Annotated in this window: 12 protein-coding genes; 6 read left to right on the forward strand and 6 right to left on the reverse strand. The window is 38.6% G+C overall.

Translation table 11 applies throughout. The features are described 5' to 3' along the window. Nucleotides 1-9 precede the first annotated feature (9 nt). The 4 genes from JWR87_RS13265 to JWR87_RS13280 all read right to left on the reverse strand — a co-directional run bounded on the left by JWR87_RS13265 (nt 10) and on the right by JWR87_RS13280 (nt 5,008). Nucleotides 10-942 (reverse strand): outer membrane beta-barrel protein, encoded by a 933-nt coding sequence (locus tag JWR87_RS13265; RefSeq protein WP_297820849.1) that lies wholly within the window; start codon nt 940-942, stop codon nt 10-12. A 28-nt stretch (nt 943-970) separates the two neighbouring features. Further along, complete coding sequence (locus JWR87_RS13270) at nt 971-1,528, reverse strand: hypothetical protein (protein ID WP_297820850.1); 558 nt, start codon at nt 1,526-1,528, stop codon at nt 971-973. Between the two features lie 428 nt (nt 1,529-1,956). Beyond that, complete coding sequence (locus JWR87_RS13275; protein ID WP_297820852.1) at nt 1,957-3,360, reverse strand: phage tail sheath C-terminal domain-containing protein; 1,404 nt, start codon at nt 3,358-3,360, stop codon at nt 1,957-1,959. 547 nt (nt 3,361-3,907) lie between these two features. Beyond that, nucleotides 3,908-5,008 (reverse strand): SDR family NAD(P)-dependent oxidoreductase, encoded by a 1,101-nt coding sequence (locus JWR87_RS13280; RefSeq protein ID WP_297820854.1) that lies wholly within the window; start codon nt 5,006-5,008, stop codon nt 3,908-3,910. 432 nt (nt 5,009-5,440) lie between these two features. Between JWR87_RS13280 and JWR87_RS13285 the strand changes: the two genes are divergently transcribed. After that, nucleotides 5,441-6,067, forward strand: a complete 627-nt coding sequence (locus tag JWR87_RS13285; RefSeq protein ID WP_297820856.1) for a hypothetical protein — start codon at nt 5,441-5,443, stop codon at nt 6,065-6,067. On the opposite strand, the gene JWR87_RS13290 is transcribed toward JWR87_RS13285, so the two are convergent. Together JWR87_RS13290 and JWR87_RS13295 are read right to left on the reverse strand one after the other, a co-directional pair. Further along, entirely contained in the window at nt 6,064-6,849 is a 786-nt protein-coding gene (locus JWR87_RS13290; RefSeq protein WP_297820858.1) for a glycosyltransferase, read from the reverse strand. The genes JWR87_RS13285 and JWR87_RS13290 overlap by 4 nt on opposite strands. 29 nt (nt 6,850-6,878) lie before the next feature. Next, on the reverse strand, nt 6,879-7,514 hold the full coding sequence (locus JWR87_RS13295; RefSeq protein ID WP_297820860.1) for an acyltransferase: 636 nt from the start codon (nt 7,512-7,514) through the stop codon (nt 6,879-6,881). Nucleotides 7,515-7,721: 207 nt separating this feature from the next. Between JWR87_RS13295 and JWR87_RS13300 the strand changes: the two genes are divergently transcribed. The 5 genes from JWR87_RS13300 (at nt 7,722) to JWR87_RS13320 (ending at nt 14,917) form a co-directional block, all read left to right on the forward strand. Beyond that, nucleotides 7,722-8,405 (forward strand): TolC family protein, encoded by a 684-nt coding sequence (locus tag JWR87_RS13300; protein WP_297820862.1) that lies wholly within the window; start codon nt 7,722-7,724, stop codon nt 8,403-8,405. Further along, entirely contained in the window at nt 8,396-10,582 is a 2,187-nt protein-coding gene (locus JWR87_RS13305) for a hypothetical protein (protein ID WP_297820864.1), read from the forward strand. The genes JWR87_RS13300 and JWR87_RS13305 overlap by 10 nt, the downstream gene beginning before the upstream one ends. Further along, entirely contained in the window at nt 10,579-11,736 is a 1,158-nt protein-coding gene (locus JWR87_RS13310; protein WP_297820866.1) for a glycosyltransferase, read from the forward strand. Before JWR87_RS13305 ends, JWR87_RS13310 begins: the two co-directional genes overlap by 4 nt. A 173-nt stretch (nt 11,737-11,909) precedes the next feature. Continuing rightward, nucleotides 11,910-13,442 carry an O-antigen ligase family protein gene (locus JWR87_RS13315; RefSeq protein ID WP_297820868.1) on the forward strand — a complete coding sequence of 511 codons (1,533 nt, stop codon included), beginning with the start codon at nt 11,910-11,912 and terminating at the stop codon, nt 13,440-13,442. 38 nt (nt 13,443-13,480) lie between these two features. Next, the gene (locus JWR87_RS13320; protein ID WP_297820870.1) at nt 13,481-14,917 is read left to right on the forward strand and encodes an MOP flippase family protein; all 1,437 of its coding nucleotides are present in this window, start codon (nt 13,481-13,483) and stop codon (nt 14,915-14,917) included. Nucleotides 14,918-14,921: the final 4 nt, after the last annotated feature.

The raw sequence follows: 14,921 nt of genomic DNA on the forward strand, positions 1-14,921 counted from the left end.
TTTTTATTATCAATTAACTTTAAACGATACACCGACATTCAAAACAGAGGCACCAAAGCCTGCATCTGCGAATACACTTACCTGGTTATTGAAGTAGTAGTCTGCTCCCGCCCTTCCCATAAAACCAATGCCTGCCGCCCTGGTTCCGGACTTAATAAGTAACAGCTGATCGGAATTGTTAAGAAAGCTAACGGTTGACTCGGACGTAATGTGTGCAGAGTTTAAACCGATGCCAAATGTAATATAGGGCCGGAGTGCACTACGCGAACCAGCGACCACCTCGTACCTGCCATAGAGGTAAATATTAAAGATGTTTTCCTTTATTTTTATGCTGCTTTGAGTACTGTCGTACAAACTGAGCCTATCAGTATTGAACTTGTGCGATCCTATAGCTGCCAGAATACCTACTCTTAAAGTGCTGTTGTACCGGGCGTCATAAGCTATGCTAACCGTTGGGAAAGACCCGGAAGTAGCATATTGACTTGCATCTTTTACCTTGGAATAACTTCTTAAAAATCCGAGACCTACGCGCATTACTCCATTTCTAAACAGCCGGTCGCGTGTTAGTTTATAGTCGTAGTCGTTGTAGTCAGGCACCAGTCGGGGGTCAACTATTGGAGTACCTGGCGGGATGTTGATAGGAGCTAATATATCCTTTACCTGGTTACGATAGCTGATAGCATAAACCTCACCGCGACGTATGGTATAGAAAGGTCCATCTGGTATATCAGTACGCTGATAAATTATAAACTCGAGGTTTACTTCTTTAACTAAACCGTATACTATATCACCGTTCTTTTTAATGATTACATCGAATGCAGCATTCGCAGGTGGCGAGGGAACTGTGGGGCGGCTGGTGTCAGGAGTTTGTGCATAGGTACGTGCTGCAAAACTTAGCAGGAAAACAATAAAAATGAGAACCAGGGTAAAAATTCTTTTCATTATAAGTTGTTGTGACTGGGTAAATAGGTTAATATCTGATATCAGTAATCATTCCATTAGCGAGAATTATCTTTTGAGTGGTATCTCTTACATTGCATAATGTAAACCGGAAGCTACCGGACACCAGTCGCTCTGCCTGGCTTTGCCGTTTGATAGTTAAGACAGATAATCCAGGATCGGCACATAACTGGTAAGCCATTAAATTGTTGCTATTGCTTAAATTGTATAGCTGCACATTTGCAAGTCCTCGTTGGGTATTGTGATCAGGTGTGTAAGCGCCAACAAGCACGTTTGCGTCAACAGCATCGAATGAAACAATGAGTTGCAGATCGTTGTTGGCAGCATCTTTTCCAAATGCCTGCATAGTAAGTCTGTTATAAAACTTACCGGGCTGGGTAGTATCTCCGGGGTACACTACCACTCTTGCCGGGGCGGTAAACGAGTAAGAACTGCTTTTCCACGGTGAAGTGTTGTAATCAAAACTAACTGAAGGATTTCTAATTACCTCTACAGTAACAACATCAGGAGAACACGATGCAATCAAAATTATAAAGCTAAATAGCAGAAAGGGGTACTTGTTTTTCATAAAAAAATATTGCATTACCATTCATCCAATTAGTGAAGGCTTTAATTCAGAATTTTAACAGGGGTAAGTTGAACGAATAAGATTGGTGAAAGCGCTACCGGTAAAAAAAGTATGCCATGTTACCTCGCCAGGAATTGCAGCCATCTTCAGGTATGAACCCTGGTACGCTTCGCAGGCTAAATAAAAGCTGGGCCAAGCACATAAGCATGCGGCTCAACTGATGTTTAATGGAGATCAAATGGCCGGGTACAAAAAGAAATTCTTCTTTCTAACAATATTACTACCGGTAGTCGCAGCTCCAGAACCATTAACGCAAGTACGTCGCCAACAAAATATCGTTACACTTGATCATGTTTTTGATATGGTAAGAAAGTACCAATCTTGCAGCGCGAAGTGCGGTTGACCCCTCGTATAAATGAGGCTAAGTACTACGAGGGAGCAATCATCATATACAAAAATCTAAGGAGTATAAATTCACCAGGACGGAGAGCCGCTAATCCTATTTCAACTATCATTCGGCCTTCAAGTAAATCGCTTGCTGTCATCGTTTGATTCAGTCCCACTTTAAGATAAAAAGCTTCCTGCGTTTTAACGCCCGTTAAAGCGCCAGCCTTCCAAAGTTGTGTAAGATAATCTTCTATCATTGATCTAATTCTCTGCCATGTATTGGCGTCATTCGGCAGAAAAACAACCTGAGCCGTTGCACTTTCAAGTGATTTTTCGACCATGCTAAAAAATCTTTGAACAGAAATATATCGCCATTCTGTATCGTTACCCGCCATGGTTCGCGCACCCCAAATAATAGCATTACCACGGCCAGGAAGACTACGAATAACATTTACCGACTTCCCTCCAATTGGGTCCACGTTAAGGTCCTCCTGTTCCCGAATGCTTAGATTGATTTCAGGATTAACAGCCAAAGATATCCCAACGTTAGCAGGAGGGCTCCATACACCTCTCGAATGATCGATTTCTGCATACTTTCCAACAATGGCACACGACGCAGGTAGCGGCATATGTATGCCGCTTATTGCATTTGTTGCAACTACGAAATGGGATGGGCTTTTGCTTTTTAATTGAAGCAAACTGCCGTTAAGAGTACGATCACCTTTACCAATTATTTTTACGCTGCTTCCTTCGGGGTCATAATGATATTGAATAGTAGTAAATATTCCGGGGTAGTAAATGGCAGCGTATTTTCTTATGTTACTTTCGCCGAAATCGAAGTCGCGAAATGTTTTAATGGGATCAAAAGTAACATCGTCTGGTTTCACCCATACGTCCATCACTACAAATCTATCCTTTGATTCAGCAGCCTGCTCCATCGCTTTTTTATGTAACATGTAGTAGTCTCCGGCCGAAGCAATGTTTAAGGAATCCGGAAAAACTACAAGTGTTACCCCAGTTACTTTGGCTATTTTGTTCAAACCCTTTGTCAAACTCACCAGTGATATTCCACCTCTCGTTTTAACACTTCCAACCGATATTATGTAGCAAGCTCCACCCCCATTCGCGAAGAACATTTGAAGGGAATAATACATCAAAAATTTGGACGGCTTAACCACTTTACCTTTTGCGTCTACCTGGCCTGGCCGGGTTGCATCTATAATTACCTGGATAGTTGTTTCAGGTATAGTAAGGCCGAAGTACTGCTGATATTCTGGCAGTGATTTTATAAGAAGGGGTTTAAACAATAAATCGCCGGGCTTTCTATTTTCAGCCTTCTGCGTGTAGCCAACGAAGGCGGGAATGGCAGTTTCAACCGAGGTAATAAAAGGTGGAAGCGCTGCCATTTCATTGATAAGTACTCCGGGGATTGTAGCTTCTGCCATAAATATAATTTCTGGTTTATAACTGGTCCTTCTTCTGCCTTAGCACTTTCTTGTGGATTTGGAAAGAACTGTTCAAAAAAGCAAGTTCTTTAAAGCCAGTTTCGTGTTGCCAGTCTCTAAAAACATTTTCCTATCGGTAATTGCAGATCGGTAGTAAGGATAAACAAAATAGGTGGGCTTTTCTCATATTGGGCAAAAGATGAATAATTCTTGCCCTTCGTTCATACCAAAGCAACAGGAAGTCGGGGGTATTAAGTTTGAAATTTCTACCAGCTCACAACCATCTCTGAAATGGTTGCCTTTGTAAAGCGCTGGTTCTTCAACTACAGTTCAGTAATAACTGCTTGCATCAAAATATTTGGACTGTCAACTTTTGATCAGTAGAATTTCTTTATCCGAACCAATGCAATGAATGTCTGGAAAAAACAATAATTAGAATAATGGACGAATGGTGAAAAGGCGAATAAAAATATGCAAGTACAGGGAGTGACACAACCGGAGACAGCTTGAAAAACAACTGCTGGTAAACTAAAAAAAATCAGAAATACTATTGTTTGTTTTGCATTTTACGTTGCTTTTTTTCTTCCTTCATTCTTGCGCGTACGCCATCATCAACACCCCTGCCGCTTTCCATTGGTGTAAATACTGCACCTGAAGTTGATTGCATTGGTGGTGCCGTTTTTATTTGATACCTATGAACAATGTTGGCCGACATTCTTTCTGTTGTATGTGGGAACAAGTGATGGAAGAACCTTGTAAGCTTCGCCTTTGTGGCAACGGCTAGTTCCTTTCGTGGATGCAGTGATGACCAGATAACTGCATTCACTACTTTATCAGGATTGTCCATTGCGGCCATGCGTGGAGTGCCGCCACTATAATTTGCAGCATGGCGCCAGAAGGGGGTATCGAAAGCCCACGGTTCAACAGTTACCACCTTTATGCTTTTGTATCCGTTCAATCTTAGTTCCTGGTTAATGGCTTCGCCTAAATTTAACACGCCACCTTTGGTAGCAGCATACGATGCATGGTAAGCCAATGGATTTTCACTTTCAATAGAACCCATATTTATAAGTACGCCATAACCCTGTTTCCTAAACTGGTTTATGGCGGCGTGACTGCCATAAATAAAACCTTTCAGGTTGACATCGACCATTCGTGCCTGTTCTTCGATTGGGATTTCCCAAAAACGCCCAATTGCTCCAACACCTGCCATGTTTATCCATACATCAATATCTGCAAACTGCTTAAGCGCAGAATCTCTTAATCGTTGAACGTCTTCAGGCTTACTTATATCCATAGTAACCACCAGCGCTGTTCCTCCATTAGCCCTAACCTTAGCAGCTACTTCTTCCAGTAAGTCTGTTCGTCGCGCAGCTAACACTACGTTGGCTTTATATTCTCCCAGCTTTTCTGCCACACCGCGACCAAAGCCACTTGAAGCACCAACTATCACAAATGTTTTACCTGCAGTTTTTCGTTGTGCGCCTGAACTAAGTCTTGAGGTTGAACAACCAGTCATTAGAAACCCCAATAGTAATAGTAAGTAGAATTGATTGTTCTGAAGCAGAAGTACTAATTGGTTGATAAATGTTGTTCTATCAGGAGAGACACAGTCGTTATTGCTGTTTAGTAATGTAACCCTTCTCATAAGTCTTTTTAGATTATTGGATGAACTAAAAATTATAAAAAGAATATATATAAAAAGAATGCCATTACAGTTTTTGCCATATGGTCAAAACATTACAAAAAATGGATAGCAACCGATGAGCACCGCCTATCTATTCTTTTCGTTGTCTTTCCCCTTCTTACCGAAACGGTCGCAGTTGTTCTCTCACCGCTTTTACAAATTTCGCTGATCCTTAAACTGATTCAGTAATTAAACCCGGCGTTTCTGGTATTCGCATTTTAAAAACTCATACTAACATTGCACTTACTTATTCCATTTTCTACCGATCTGTGATAAAGAACACAAAGTTTTAGAAGATGCAACTTAATGGTCCTTCTATCCTTCACACAATTATAACTAATCTCAGTCGTTTAAGGCTATGGGTTATTTTAAATGTTTTTCCTTATTAAAGCAATGATAATTACCATGGGATTTCTGCATATAAGAATAATAAGTGTACTTCTTCCTGTTGCTATTGCAAGTTCTTTTTCAACTTTGGCACAAACCCGCACCGAGTTGAAGGAGGCAAACAAACATATTGGGGAGATAGTGTCGGTATGTGGTACAATTATAAGTGTCAAGCACCTGTATAATGTAAAGGATAAGCCTATTTTAGTGAACCTGGGAAACGTAACACAACACCTGGATGTAGTGATAGCTACAGAAGACGGAACTCTGCCCTACCTATCGGTCGACAGCTTACAATACAAAGATGCTTGCGTAACTGGCAAAATTTACTACTTTAAAGGAACAGAGCATATTTATCTAAAGGCAGAAAATATAAAACTGAAACAATCTGAAATCATTGCTTCGGTAGCTTTTAAAGAAAAAGAAGCCGAACTAATCAGCACGCCTGCTTTATTATCTGCGACTGAAAAAAGCAATGTCAAAAAGACTATAACCCTTGATAGTAAAAAGCCCAGTGCCGCCTCTAGTGCACTACTAATAAGATATATTAAACTGGGAAAGATCCTTTCTTACAAGGAAAAAAAAGGAAAGAAAACGTATGTTGTTCAGTTGAAAGAGTATAAGAAGAATTAGCCTGGTAACTTTTTAAAGTTTACATCATAATTATATTTTACCTGCCTATAAATATTTCTTATCAATATTATGATCGGGTTGCTACTTGTTCTCCACGGTTTCTCCTTCCAGGTGCTTGGTTCAGTTGACGAGTTTTGCTGGATAAACAAGCTTTTAAACTCATCAAAAAATAATCCTTTTCCTTTTTTTTGAATAAAGGAAACACACTTTGCATACTCTGTTTTCCTCGAATTTAAGGTCTCGGAATAACGCCCGAACTTCGCAAAAAAGTTGCTTTTTCTTAAATGAGGATGATCGCTATAATAGTGCAATTTCATTGTTTTTAATCCCCACCGGTTATATACCATTTCTGAAAATCCTCTGTTAAAAGGCTTTAAATACGGGTAAGGCAAATATGCATAAAACCTAATCATATCCCACCTGCTGTCCGTACTCATTATATTTATGGCGTCTTCAAAATGTGTGGCGAAGGCAGACGTAGGTACAAAGTCTTCTTGCACATAGAGGGTATAAAGTGTTTTAACCGCATCTTGCCCTTTATTAATATTATTTCCCAATCCCTTATTTTCCGGTGTGGTAATAAGCTGGAAAAGATATTGTTTTTCTAATTTCTTAACGGCATCCAGGTGTTCTGGCAAACTGCCGTCGTCCGACACTACAATATCTCCAAATTTGCACTGCTGTTCCTTAAAAGCAAATAATAAACGCTCTAAAGAACTACTCCTGTTATAATGAGTTATAAGTAATGTAACATCTGGAAAAGAGTAGTTTATAGTAGACATAGAGTGATATATTGCTGTCTGAATAACGATTAAAGAGTAAATGGCTTTAGAGGGATGGCACTACTCCATTCGTTTGTTTCAAAGTTGTGTTGTTTAATTACTTTAGCCGGATTTCCTGCTGCCACACAATAAGAAGGAATATTTTTGGTAACTACAGATCCTGCAGCGATCACTGAATGTTTGCCAATAATTACGCCTGCCGTTATAACGCTGTTTGCACCAATCCAGCAATCATCCTCTATAATTATTTTTCTTGTCGTTATGCCCTGGCACCGGATGGGCAAGACGACGTCCTGGTACTGATGATTCAATCCACTAATCACAACATTCTGAGCCAAAATAATATTGCTGCCTATTTGTACCGGCCCTATAATTACATTGCCTAATCCAATTAAAGTATTATCCCCTATTACCACATCGCCTACCCCATTATTAATTGTCGAAAAATCTTCAATTACAGAGGCTTTGCCAATTTCAAAATGATTAAAGGGCACTACATCCAACCTTACCCTTCTTCTTATTATAGCGCCTCTTTTATGTGTATGAAAAAAGGGGTTAACAAACCAGCTTACCCATAGCCTTGGCCTTGCTTCGTTTTTCGCTATTAAAAGCCGGTGAACAATCTTTTTAAGGCTCTTATTACTTTTTAAAAAATCAATATTCATTGTTCCGCTGTGTTATTAATGTACACGGTTTCGATACGAAATAAAAGAAGCTTAAAACCGTTATAGCAATCTATTGATTACAAGCAGGTACAAATAGTTGCAGTTTGCCCGGCAAAATCTTTTGAAAACGGCTGCATCATATTTCGCCTTATTGTCATCATACTAGCATTCAAATTTTAGAGAATTACTATTTATTGAAATCGAAGTATGTATCGTTTAATCTTAATCATTTTCATTCTATTCTTTTCCGTCTTTACAAAAGTTGAAGCACAGGAAACTATGTTAAAGGAAATCTCCTATCCCTACCTAGACACGCTGATTCGAATTTCAAAAGGATATTACGCCCGAATGAAGGTATTTGAAGCACAGATAAACATAGCTGAACTGAATGTAAAAAGATCAAAAGCTTCACTACTTGATGTTTTAAACCTGTCTTACTTATACAGCCCTAAGAATACTACTACTTTAATAAATCCCTCTTTACTTAATGGTTACCAGGTGGGCGTAGGTATTAACATTGGCAACTTGCTTCAAAAACCCTCGCAGGTTAGAATAGCAAAAAAAGAATTGGAGATTTCATGGCTGCAAAAAGATGAGTATACGTATTTACTTGAGGCGACAGTGAAAGAACGTTATTTCAGGTATATACAATCATTGTCTACGCTTAAGCTAGTGGCGCAGGCCGAGATTGATGTGCAAAGCATTTTAGTAGCAGTACGCAACAAGTTTCAAAAAGGTGAGGAAACCTTCGGCAATTATTCTGCCGCTTTAATCGCATTTACCAATCAGAATCAAGCCAAGGTAGCAGCCGAAGCAGAAGTATTTATCGCAAAGGCAAGGCTGGAGGAATTAATTGGAAACACGCTAGAATCGGTAAAACAATGGCAATAGAAAATTTTTTAAAAGTTCTTTTAAGGCATAAAATAGCACTTGTTGTTGTTCCAATAATCGCGGTTGTTATTACTCACTTTCTTGTCAGAAACTCGCCTGATGCTTACACCTCCCGGGCCCGTATTGCTACAGGCATTATCGACGGATCTACCGCCTTAATGAATGGAAAAAACGTTCCTGAAGTGCAGGTAAACCAGGAGTTTGGTAATATTATCCAGACAATGAGTTTGAAAAAGGTTTTAAACCAGGTCTCGTACAAACTGGCTTTACACGATCTTTCTACAGATATACCATTTCGAACTTTACGTGGCTTTTGGAGCGCCCTGAGCGTAAGGGAAAAAAAACTCGCTATTGAAATTCTCACTAAGAAATACAACAGTCGTGAAGGACTTTCTCTAGACAATCCGCAGGAATACAAACTATACCAGTTACTGTCGTCTGCCAGGTACGACAATGAGTCGTTGCTTGCAGACTTAACTATTTTAAGGGTTAACAACAGTGACTTTATTGATTTAAATTATGAAGCTGAAGAGCAGCGTCTTTCCGCTTTTGTTCTTAATACACTTTGCAAAGAAACAATTGCTTACTATACCGCAACCGTAAGTGATAACAACCGTAAATCTGTTGAGTTTTTAGACAGTCTTCTCCAACATAAGCAGGCCCTACTCCAGCAAAAAACGGCGTACCTACGGGACTATAAAGTAAGGAACGGCATTCTGGATGTAAATAACCAGGCAAGCACTTTAATTGCACAAATTGCCGACTTTGAAACAAAGAAGCAGGATGCAGAAAAAAACATAAGTTCTTATAGGGGTGCGTTGAAAAATATTGATAACAGGTTTAATCCCAACGACAGAAAGTTTTTCGAAAGTAGTGTAGCTAATTTAAACCAGGACATTCTCGTTACCAAGAGTCGTTTAACTACTGTTAATAACGAATTTATTAAAAGTGGTTTCGACTCTAAGTATAAAGCAAAGGTAGACTCATTGCAGTCCGTGCTTTCGTACCAAATTAATAAAGTAAATGACAATTATAGCTACAACCCTGCTTCATCGAAGCAAGACCTGGTATCTCAAAAGCTTAACCTCGAAGTTTCTCTTGAACTTGCAAAAAATAGTACGTCTTCACTTGGCAGCGAGTTGAAGAGGCTAAACAGCCGGCTGTACTCGCTTGTACCCTACCAGGCAACTATAAAACGCACGCAAGATGAGATAGACTTAGCTACAACAGAGTATACGGAGTTATCTAAAAAATATGAGCAGGCCCGTATGGATGCAAGTTTTACAGTAAGGCTAAAACAAGTTGAAGAAGCATTGCCTGGTACACCAAAGCCATCTAAAAAAATGTTGCTGGTCATTTTAGCGGGTATTATTAGCTTCATCTTTTGCCTCACCGTACTGTTCGTTCTATATTTTCTTGATAATTCTATAAACGACAGTTACGAGCTTGCGAATAGAACCAAGCAACCAGTCTTAGGATTTTTAAACCAACTTAAAAACAACAAGATTAATTTAAAAGATCTCTGGAAGAATGCGAACGAAACAAGCGATCTCCAATATTTTAAAAGCTTGCTTAGTAGTTTGAGGTTTGAGTTGGATAGTAATCTAGGCAACAAGAAAGTAATAGCTATTACAAGCCTGCAAGCAGATGAAGGCAAAACATTTTTTGCTTTAAATCTTGCGTATGCATATACTATAATAAATAAAAAAGTTTTGCTTATTGATGGCAATTTCGATCAACCTGAAATAACAGAAACTGTAAAACCAACATTTTATATTGAAGACTACTTACTTTCTGATGATGTTAGTACTTGTGTTTTTGATAGCGAAAATAATTTGACAATAATGGGAAATAAGGGTAGTGATCTTTCTTTGCTTGAGCTGACCAACCAGAAAACTGTAGCAGATAAAATAAATACACTTAACAGCTTATTTGATGTAATTCTCATTGAAACCCCTTCATTAAACAAACTAAATAAAGCCAAAGAATGGATCATGTTTGCTGACAAGGTGGTGCCTGTTTTTGAGGCAACAAGAACTATTAGCCATAGCAATAACGGGGAAATAGATTATTTAACCAGTTTAAATGGCAAGCTTACCGGATGGGTGCTTAATAAAGTTGTAAATAGTAAAAGTGGGACGGTAAAGCGTAAGAAAGTTAAAACAGCAATTGTGTGAGAGTGATCGAAGTGGTTTGGTTAATACTGCAAGTTGCAATAGGATATAACCTGGCAATACCCTTACTGCTTTACGTAATTTTCTTTTTCACAAAAAAAAAAGAAGCTTTACCAAAGCGCCCTCGTGAAGCAGATTATGCCATTATTGTAACTGCATATGAGCAGACACATTTGCTGCAACAGTCTGTTCATTCAATTTTAAATATCAATTATAGCAACTATTTAATTTACGTAGTGGCTGACAATTGCGATATTTCTGATTTGGTTTTCGATGATCCTAAAGTTGTTCTTTTATGCCCTGAAACTACTTTAGGAAGCAATACGAGATCTCATTTTTACGCAATACACAGATTTGTAAGAAAGCATGAAAGGCTCACGATAATAGACAGTGATAACCTGGTAGGCCCCGGGTATTTACAAGAGCTGAATAAGTTCTTCGAAAGGGGGTATCTGGCTGTGCAGGGGGTAAGGGAAGCCAAAAACTTAAACACAACTTACGCCTGCCTGGATGCAGCAAGAGATGTGTACTATCATTTTTATGACGGCAAATTGTTATTTGGAGTAGGCTCTTCAGCCACGCTTGCCGGCTCGGGCATGGCCTTTACAACCGAGCTTTACAAGCACTGTTTAGAACATTTAGATATAACAGGCGCAGGCTTTGATAAAGTGTTGCAATATGAAATTGTGAAACGCGGCGAACGAATAGCATTTGCAGAAAATGCACACGTGTACGACGAAAAAACCGCGCGGGCAGACCAACTGGTTAAGCAACGGGCACGATGGATTAATACCTGGTTTAAATACTTTTCTTATGGCTTCAGTTTGGTTGCAAAAGGAGTAAAAAGCCAGTCTGTAAATCAATTCTTATTCGGCTTAATTCTGCTGCGGCCACCTCTCTTTATTTTCCTTTTATTAGCACTCGTTTGTCTCGGTGTAAACATATTCATTTCCCCCTTAGCGGTAGTACTTTGGGTAGTCGCTATTTTATTGTTTGTAGCAGGATTTTTAATTGCCCTGGTAAAAACAAAAACTGATAAAAGAATTTATAGTGCACTCACAGGCATTCCAAAATTTATGTTTCTCCAGCTGCTGTCTTTATGTAAATCCTCGAAAGCGAATAAGATTTCTGTTGCAACGCGACACGATTACACGTAGACAAATCGAAGGGGAATTTCAACAAAAAATTAAATCATGATTTTACCGAATAATAAAAACAAAAAATCGCCTGAAGAACAAGATGTGTGGGTAGAAGGCCTCACAAGACCAGTGGCACTTTTGGTGGTGTTTATTAGTGTTTTTATTTTCTTCTTTAAGATACTTTTCTTTTAATGAAAGAAGTTGAAATTATATTAAATAACGGCCGAAACCAACCAGTTACTGCTAAGACTTTCCCGCGGGAAAGACGGTTTATAGCAGGTTTAAAAAACAATAAGGCAATCGCTTTTTTATTGTTTATCGCAGCTGCAGCCATTGCTTCTTCAGCGGTTGCCTATTTGGGCGTAATTGGCGGGGTATTATTTATAGCTGCAGTGATAGGTTTACCTTTTATATACGCAATTGTTACTTATCCAAGCTTCGGCATTATATTTTTGCTGGTGCTGGCGTACTTTCTCATGTTCATTTTAAAATATGTAAAAGACGTTCCGCTAGGCACTGCTGTTGATGGTTTAGAGGCTTTATTTATTCTTGGTTTTTTTATTCGGGTTAAAAGAGAGAAGAACTGGAAGATGGTTAAAGGGCCTACCTCCATTCTTATCCTTATATGGATTTGCTATAACTTTCTTCAAGTCTTAAATCCATCATCGGAATCAACTTTAGCATGGGTATACACGGTGCGTTCGGTTGGGCTGGTTATGTTTCTCTATTTTATTTTCCTCTATAATATTCGTACCGTTTCTTTTATAAAAGTTATTTTAAAACTCTGGATTGCACTATCTGTTATTGCTGCTTTATACGCGCTCAAACAAGAATTTATAGGATTTTCTGCTGTTGAAGAAGAGTACCTTTATTCAGACCCTCTTGTCGCCTCTTTATTGTTTATTGATGGTGTCTGGCGCAAGTTTTCCATTTTTTCTGATCCTGTTACATTTTCTTATAACATGGCAGCAAGCAGCTTGCTATGTATTGCTCTTATAACCGGGCCGCTAAAGCTTTGGAAGAAAGCAGCACTCTTGGTTTTAGCCGGTCTCTTTCTGTACGCAATGGTCTTTTCTGGTACACGAGGCGCTTACGTACTTATACCAGCATCACTGCTTTTATTTGCAATTTTAAAATTCTCTAAAATTATAATGGTGGCAACGGTGTTTGGGGCCGTCTTCTTTGTATGCCTCGTTTTTGTTCCTACAGGAAATGTTTCTTTATATCGTTTTCAATCTGCATTTAAACCTTCTAATGATGCGTCATATAATTTGAGGAAAGAAAATCAGAAAAAAATTCAACCATACATTTTGTCACATCCAATGGGAGGAGGACTGGGCTCAACCGGTGTGTGGGGAGTAAAGTTTGCGCCTAAATCTTACCTCGCTAGTTTTCCACCTGATAGCGGGTACGTAAGGGTAGCCGTAGAAATGGGGTGGATAGGCCTTTTTCTCTTTTGCCTTTTAATATTTACCATTCTTAAGACAGGCGTTAATAACTTTTATCGTATAAAAGATCCTGCACTAAAAAGTTATTGTCTTGCCATGACCTTGATTGTTTTTGCACTCAACATAGGCAATTTTCCACAGGAAGCGCTTGTACAGTTTCCAACAAACATTTACTTCTATTTAGTTGCGGCATTAATAACAGTAACATACCGAATTGACAAAGAGAAGACTGCATCGCAAAAGATGCCTGGCAATTACCAAACACCTAAAAGCTGATTGAATAAACAATTTGAGTATTGCGGGTAGCATGAATTATGAGTAATAAAAACAAAGCAATAAACGGAGGTAAGTGGATAACAATTTCAACTGTGGTAGCAACTGTGTTTCAGTTTATGCAGGTTGCCATTCTTGCCAGGCTTTTGTCCCCGTCTGCTTTTGGTGTAGTTAGTATCAGTACCTTAATAATAGCTTTCTTTAATATTTTTACCAATCTTGGCTTCTCTAATTCTATTATCTACAAACAGGAGCAGGACCGCAAAGTTCTGTCGACACTTTACTTTCTAAATCTCATTCTTGGTGTCGTCATTTTTATTGCCATTTATTTTAGTGCTCCGCTGATTATTGCTTATTATAAAGAAGCTAAACTCGGTTCGGTTATTAAGCTTTCCTCAACGTATTTTCTTATTGTTTACTTTGGCCAGATTTATTATTTTTTATTGGAAAAAGAATTGCAGTTTAAGTCCGTTGCTATTATTGAGATAGCAGGCGCTGTTATTGGTACTACAGTTACGATAAAACTTGCTTATTCAGGCTTTGAAGCGCTTTCTCTTATTTACGGACAATTGTGTATGCAACTGGTAAGAACTGTATTGCAGATAATAATTGGTAGAAAGTATTTTGTGCCTAAGATCTATTTCAACATCCGTTCAATAAAAGAGCATCTGCAATTTGGGGTTTACAATGTAGCGGATGGCTTTATTGGCTTTATTCAATCAAATGCAGACAACATTATTATTGGCGGCGTTTTAGGTGTTAAAATGCTTGGTTATTATACCATCGCAATTCAACTCGCGGTATTTCCAATTACTAAATTAAATCCGATTGTTTTACAAGTCACTTACCCGTTATTGGCCAAAATGAAGGATAATCTTTCTGGTCTTAAAAATTCCTATCTCAAAATACTTGACTTCTTATCGTATATCAATCTGCCGCTATTGGCCGGCTTGTTTATTACCGCGGATAGTGTAGTTCCATTATTTTACGGACCAGGATGGGGGCAAACAATAGAGTTGATAAAGATATTTGTATTTATAAGTTTTTTTAGCTGCCTGAGTCATCCGTTGTACACCCTTGCTTTTACGAGAGGAAAACCAAAGCTGCTGTTTTATTTAAATCTTGCTACCCTTGCCGTAAAGCTTCCACTGCTGTATGTTTTTTCTAAATATTGGGGAGTAACAGGAATTGCGATGGCTTTCCTTCTTGCTACTTTCATAAACCTTGTGCTTAATTTCTGTATCGTCCAACATCTTATCGGTGCCTTTATTAACACCTTCCTTAAAAATCTTTTGAAACCCATCTTTTTCTGTTTGTTAATGGTAGCGATAATTTATGCCTATAAATTGTTTATAGGGTATGCCGGTATCGTAAACACCATAACTCAAGTTTGTCTTGGAGGAATAATTTACGGAGTATTAACGTTAATATATAAAATCTCGTTTTCTGAAATTAAAGCACTAAAAAAAGCGATTTAATAAA

Source organism: Segetibacter sp. (assembly GCF_025963695.1).
In the GTDB taxonomy this organism is placed as follows: domain Bacteria; phylum Bacteroidota; class Bacteroidia; order Chitinophagales; family Chitinophagaceae; genus Segetibacter.

Excerpts from the sequence above, each read along its gene's own strand:
- JWR87_RS13270 (WP_297820850.1), bottom strand. The coding sequence starts at position 1,528 with ATGAAAAACAAGTACCCCTTTCTGCTATTTAGCTTTATAATTTTGATT.
- JWR87_RS13280 (WP_297820854.1), bottom strand. The coding sequence starts at position 5,008 with ATGAGAAGGGTTACATTACTAAACAGCAATAACGACTGTGTCTCTCCT.
- JWR87_RS13305 (WP_297820864.1), top strand. The coding sequence starts at position 8,396 with ATGGCAATAGAAAATTTTTTAAAAGTTCTTTTAAGGCATAAAATAGCA.
- JWR87_RS13320 (WP_297820870.1), top strand. The coding sequence starts at position 13,481 with ATGAGTAATAAAAACAAAGCAATAAACGGAGGTAAGTGGATAACAATT.
- JWR87_RS13275 (WP_297820852.1), bottom strand. The coding sequence starts at position 3,360 with ATGGCAGAAGCTACAATCCCCGGAGTACTTATCAATGAAATGGCAGCG.
- JWR87_RS13300 (WP_297820862.1), top strand. The coding sequence starts at position 7,722 with ATGTATCGTTTAATCTTAATCATTTTCATTCTATTCTTTTCCGTCTTT.
- JWR87_RS13295 (WP_297820860.1), bottom strand. The coding sequence starts at position 7,514 with ATGAATATTGATTTTTTAAAAAGTAATAAGAGCCTTAAAAAGATTGTT.
- JWR87_RS13285 (WP_297820856.1), top strand. The coding sequence starts at position 5,441 with ATGATAATTACCATGGGATTTCTGCATATAAGAATAATAAGTGTACTT.
- JWR87_RS13290 (WP_297820858.1), bottom strand. The coding sequence starts at position 6,849 with ATGTCTACTATAAACTACTCTTTTCCAGATGTTACATTACTTATAACT.
- JWR87_RS13315 (WP_297820868.1), top strand. The coding sequence starts at position 11,910 with ATGAAAGAAGTTGAAATTATATTAAATAACGGCCGAAACCAACCAGTT.
- JWR87_RS13265 (WP_297820849.1), bottom strand. The coding sequence starts at position 942 with ATGAAAAGAATTTTTACCCTGGTTCTCATTTTTATTGTTTTCCTGCTA.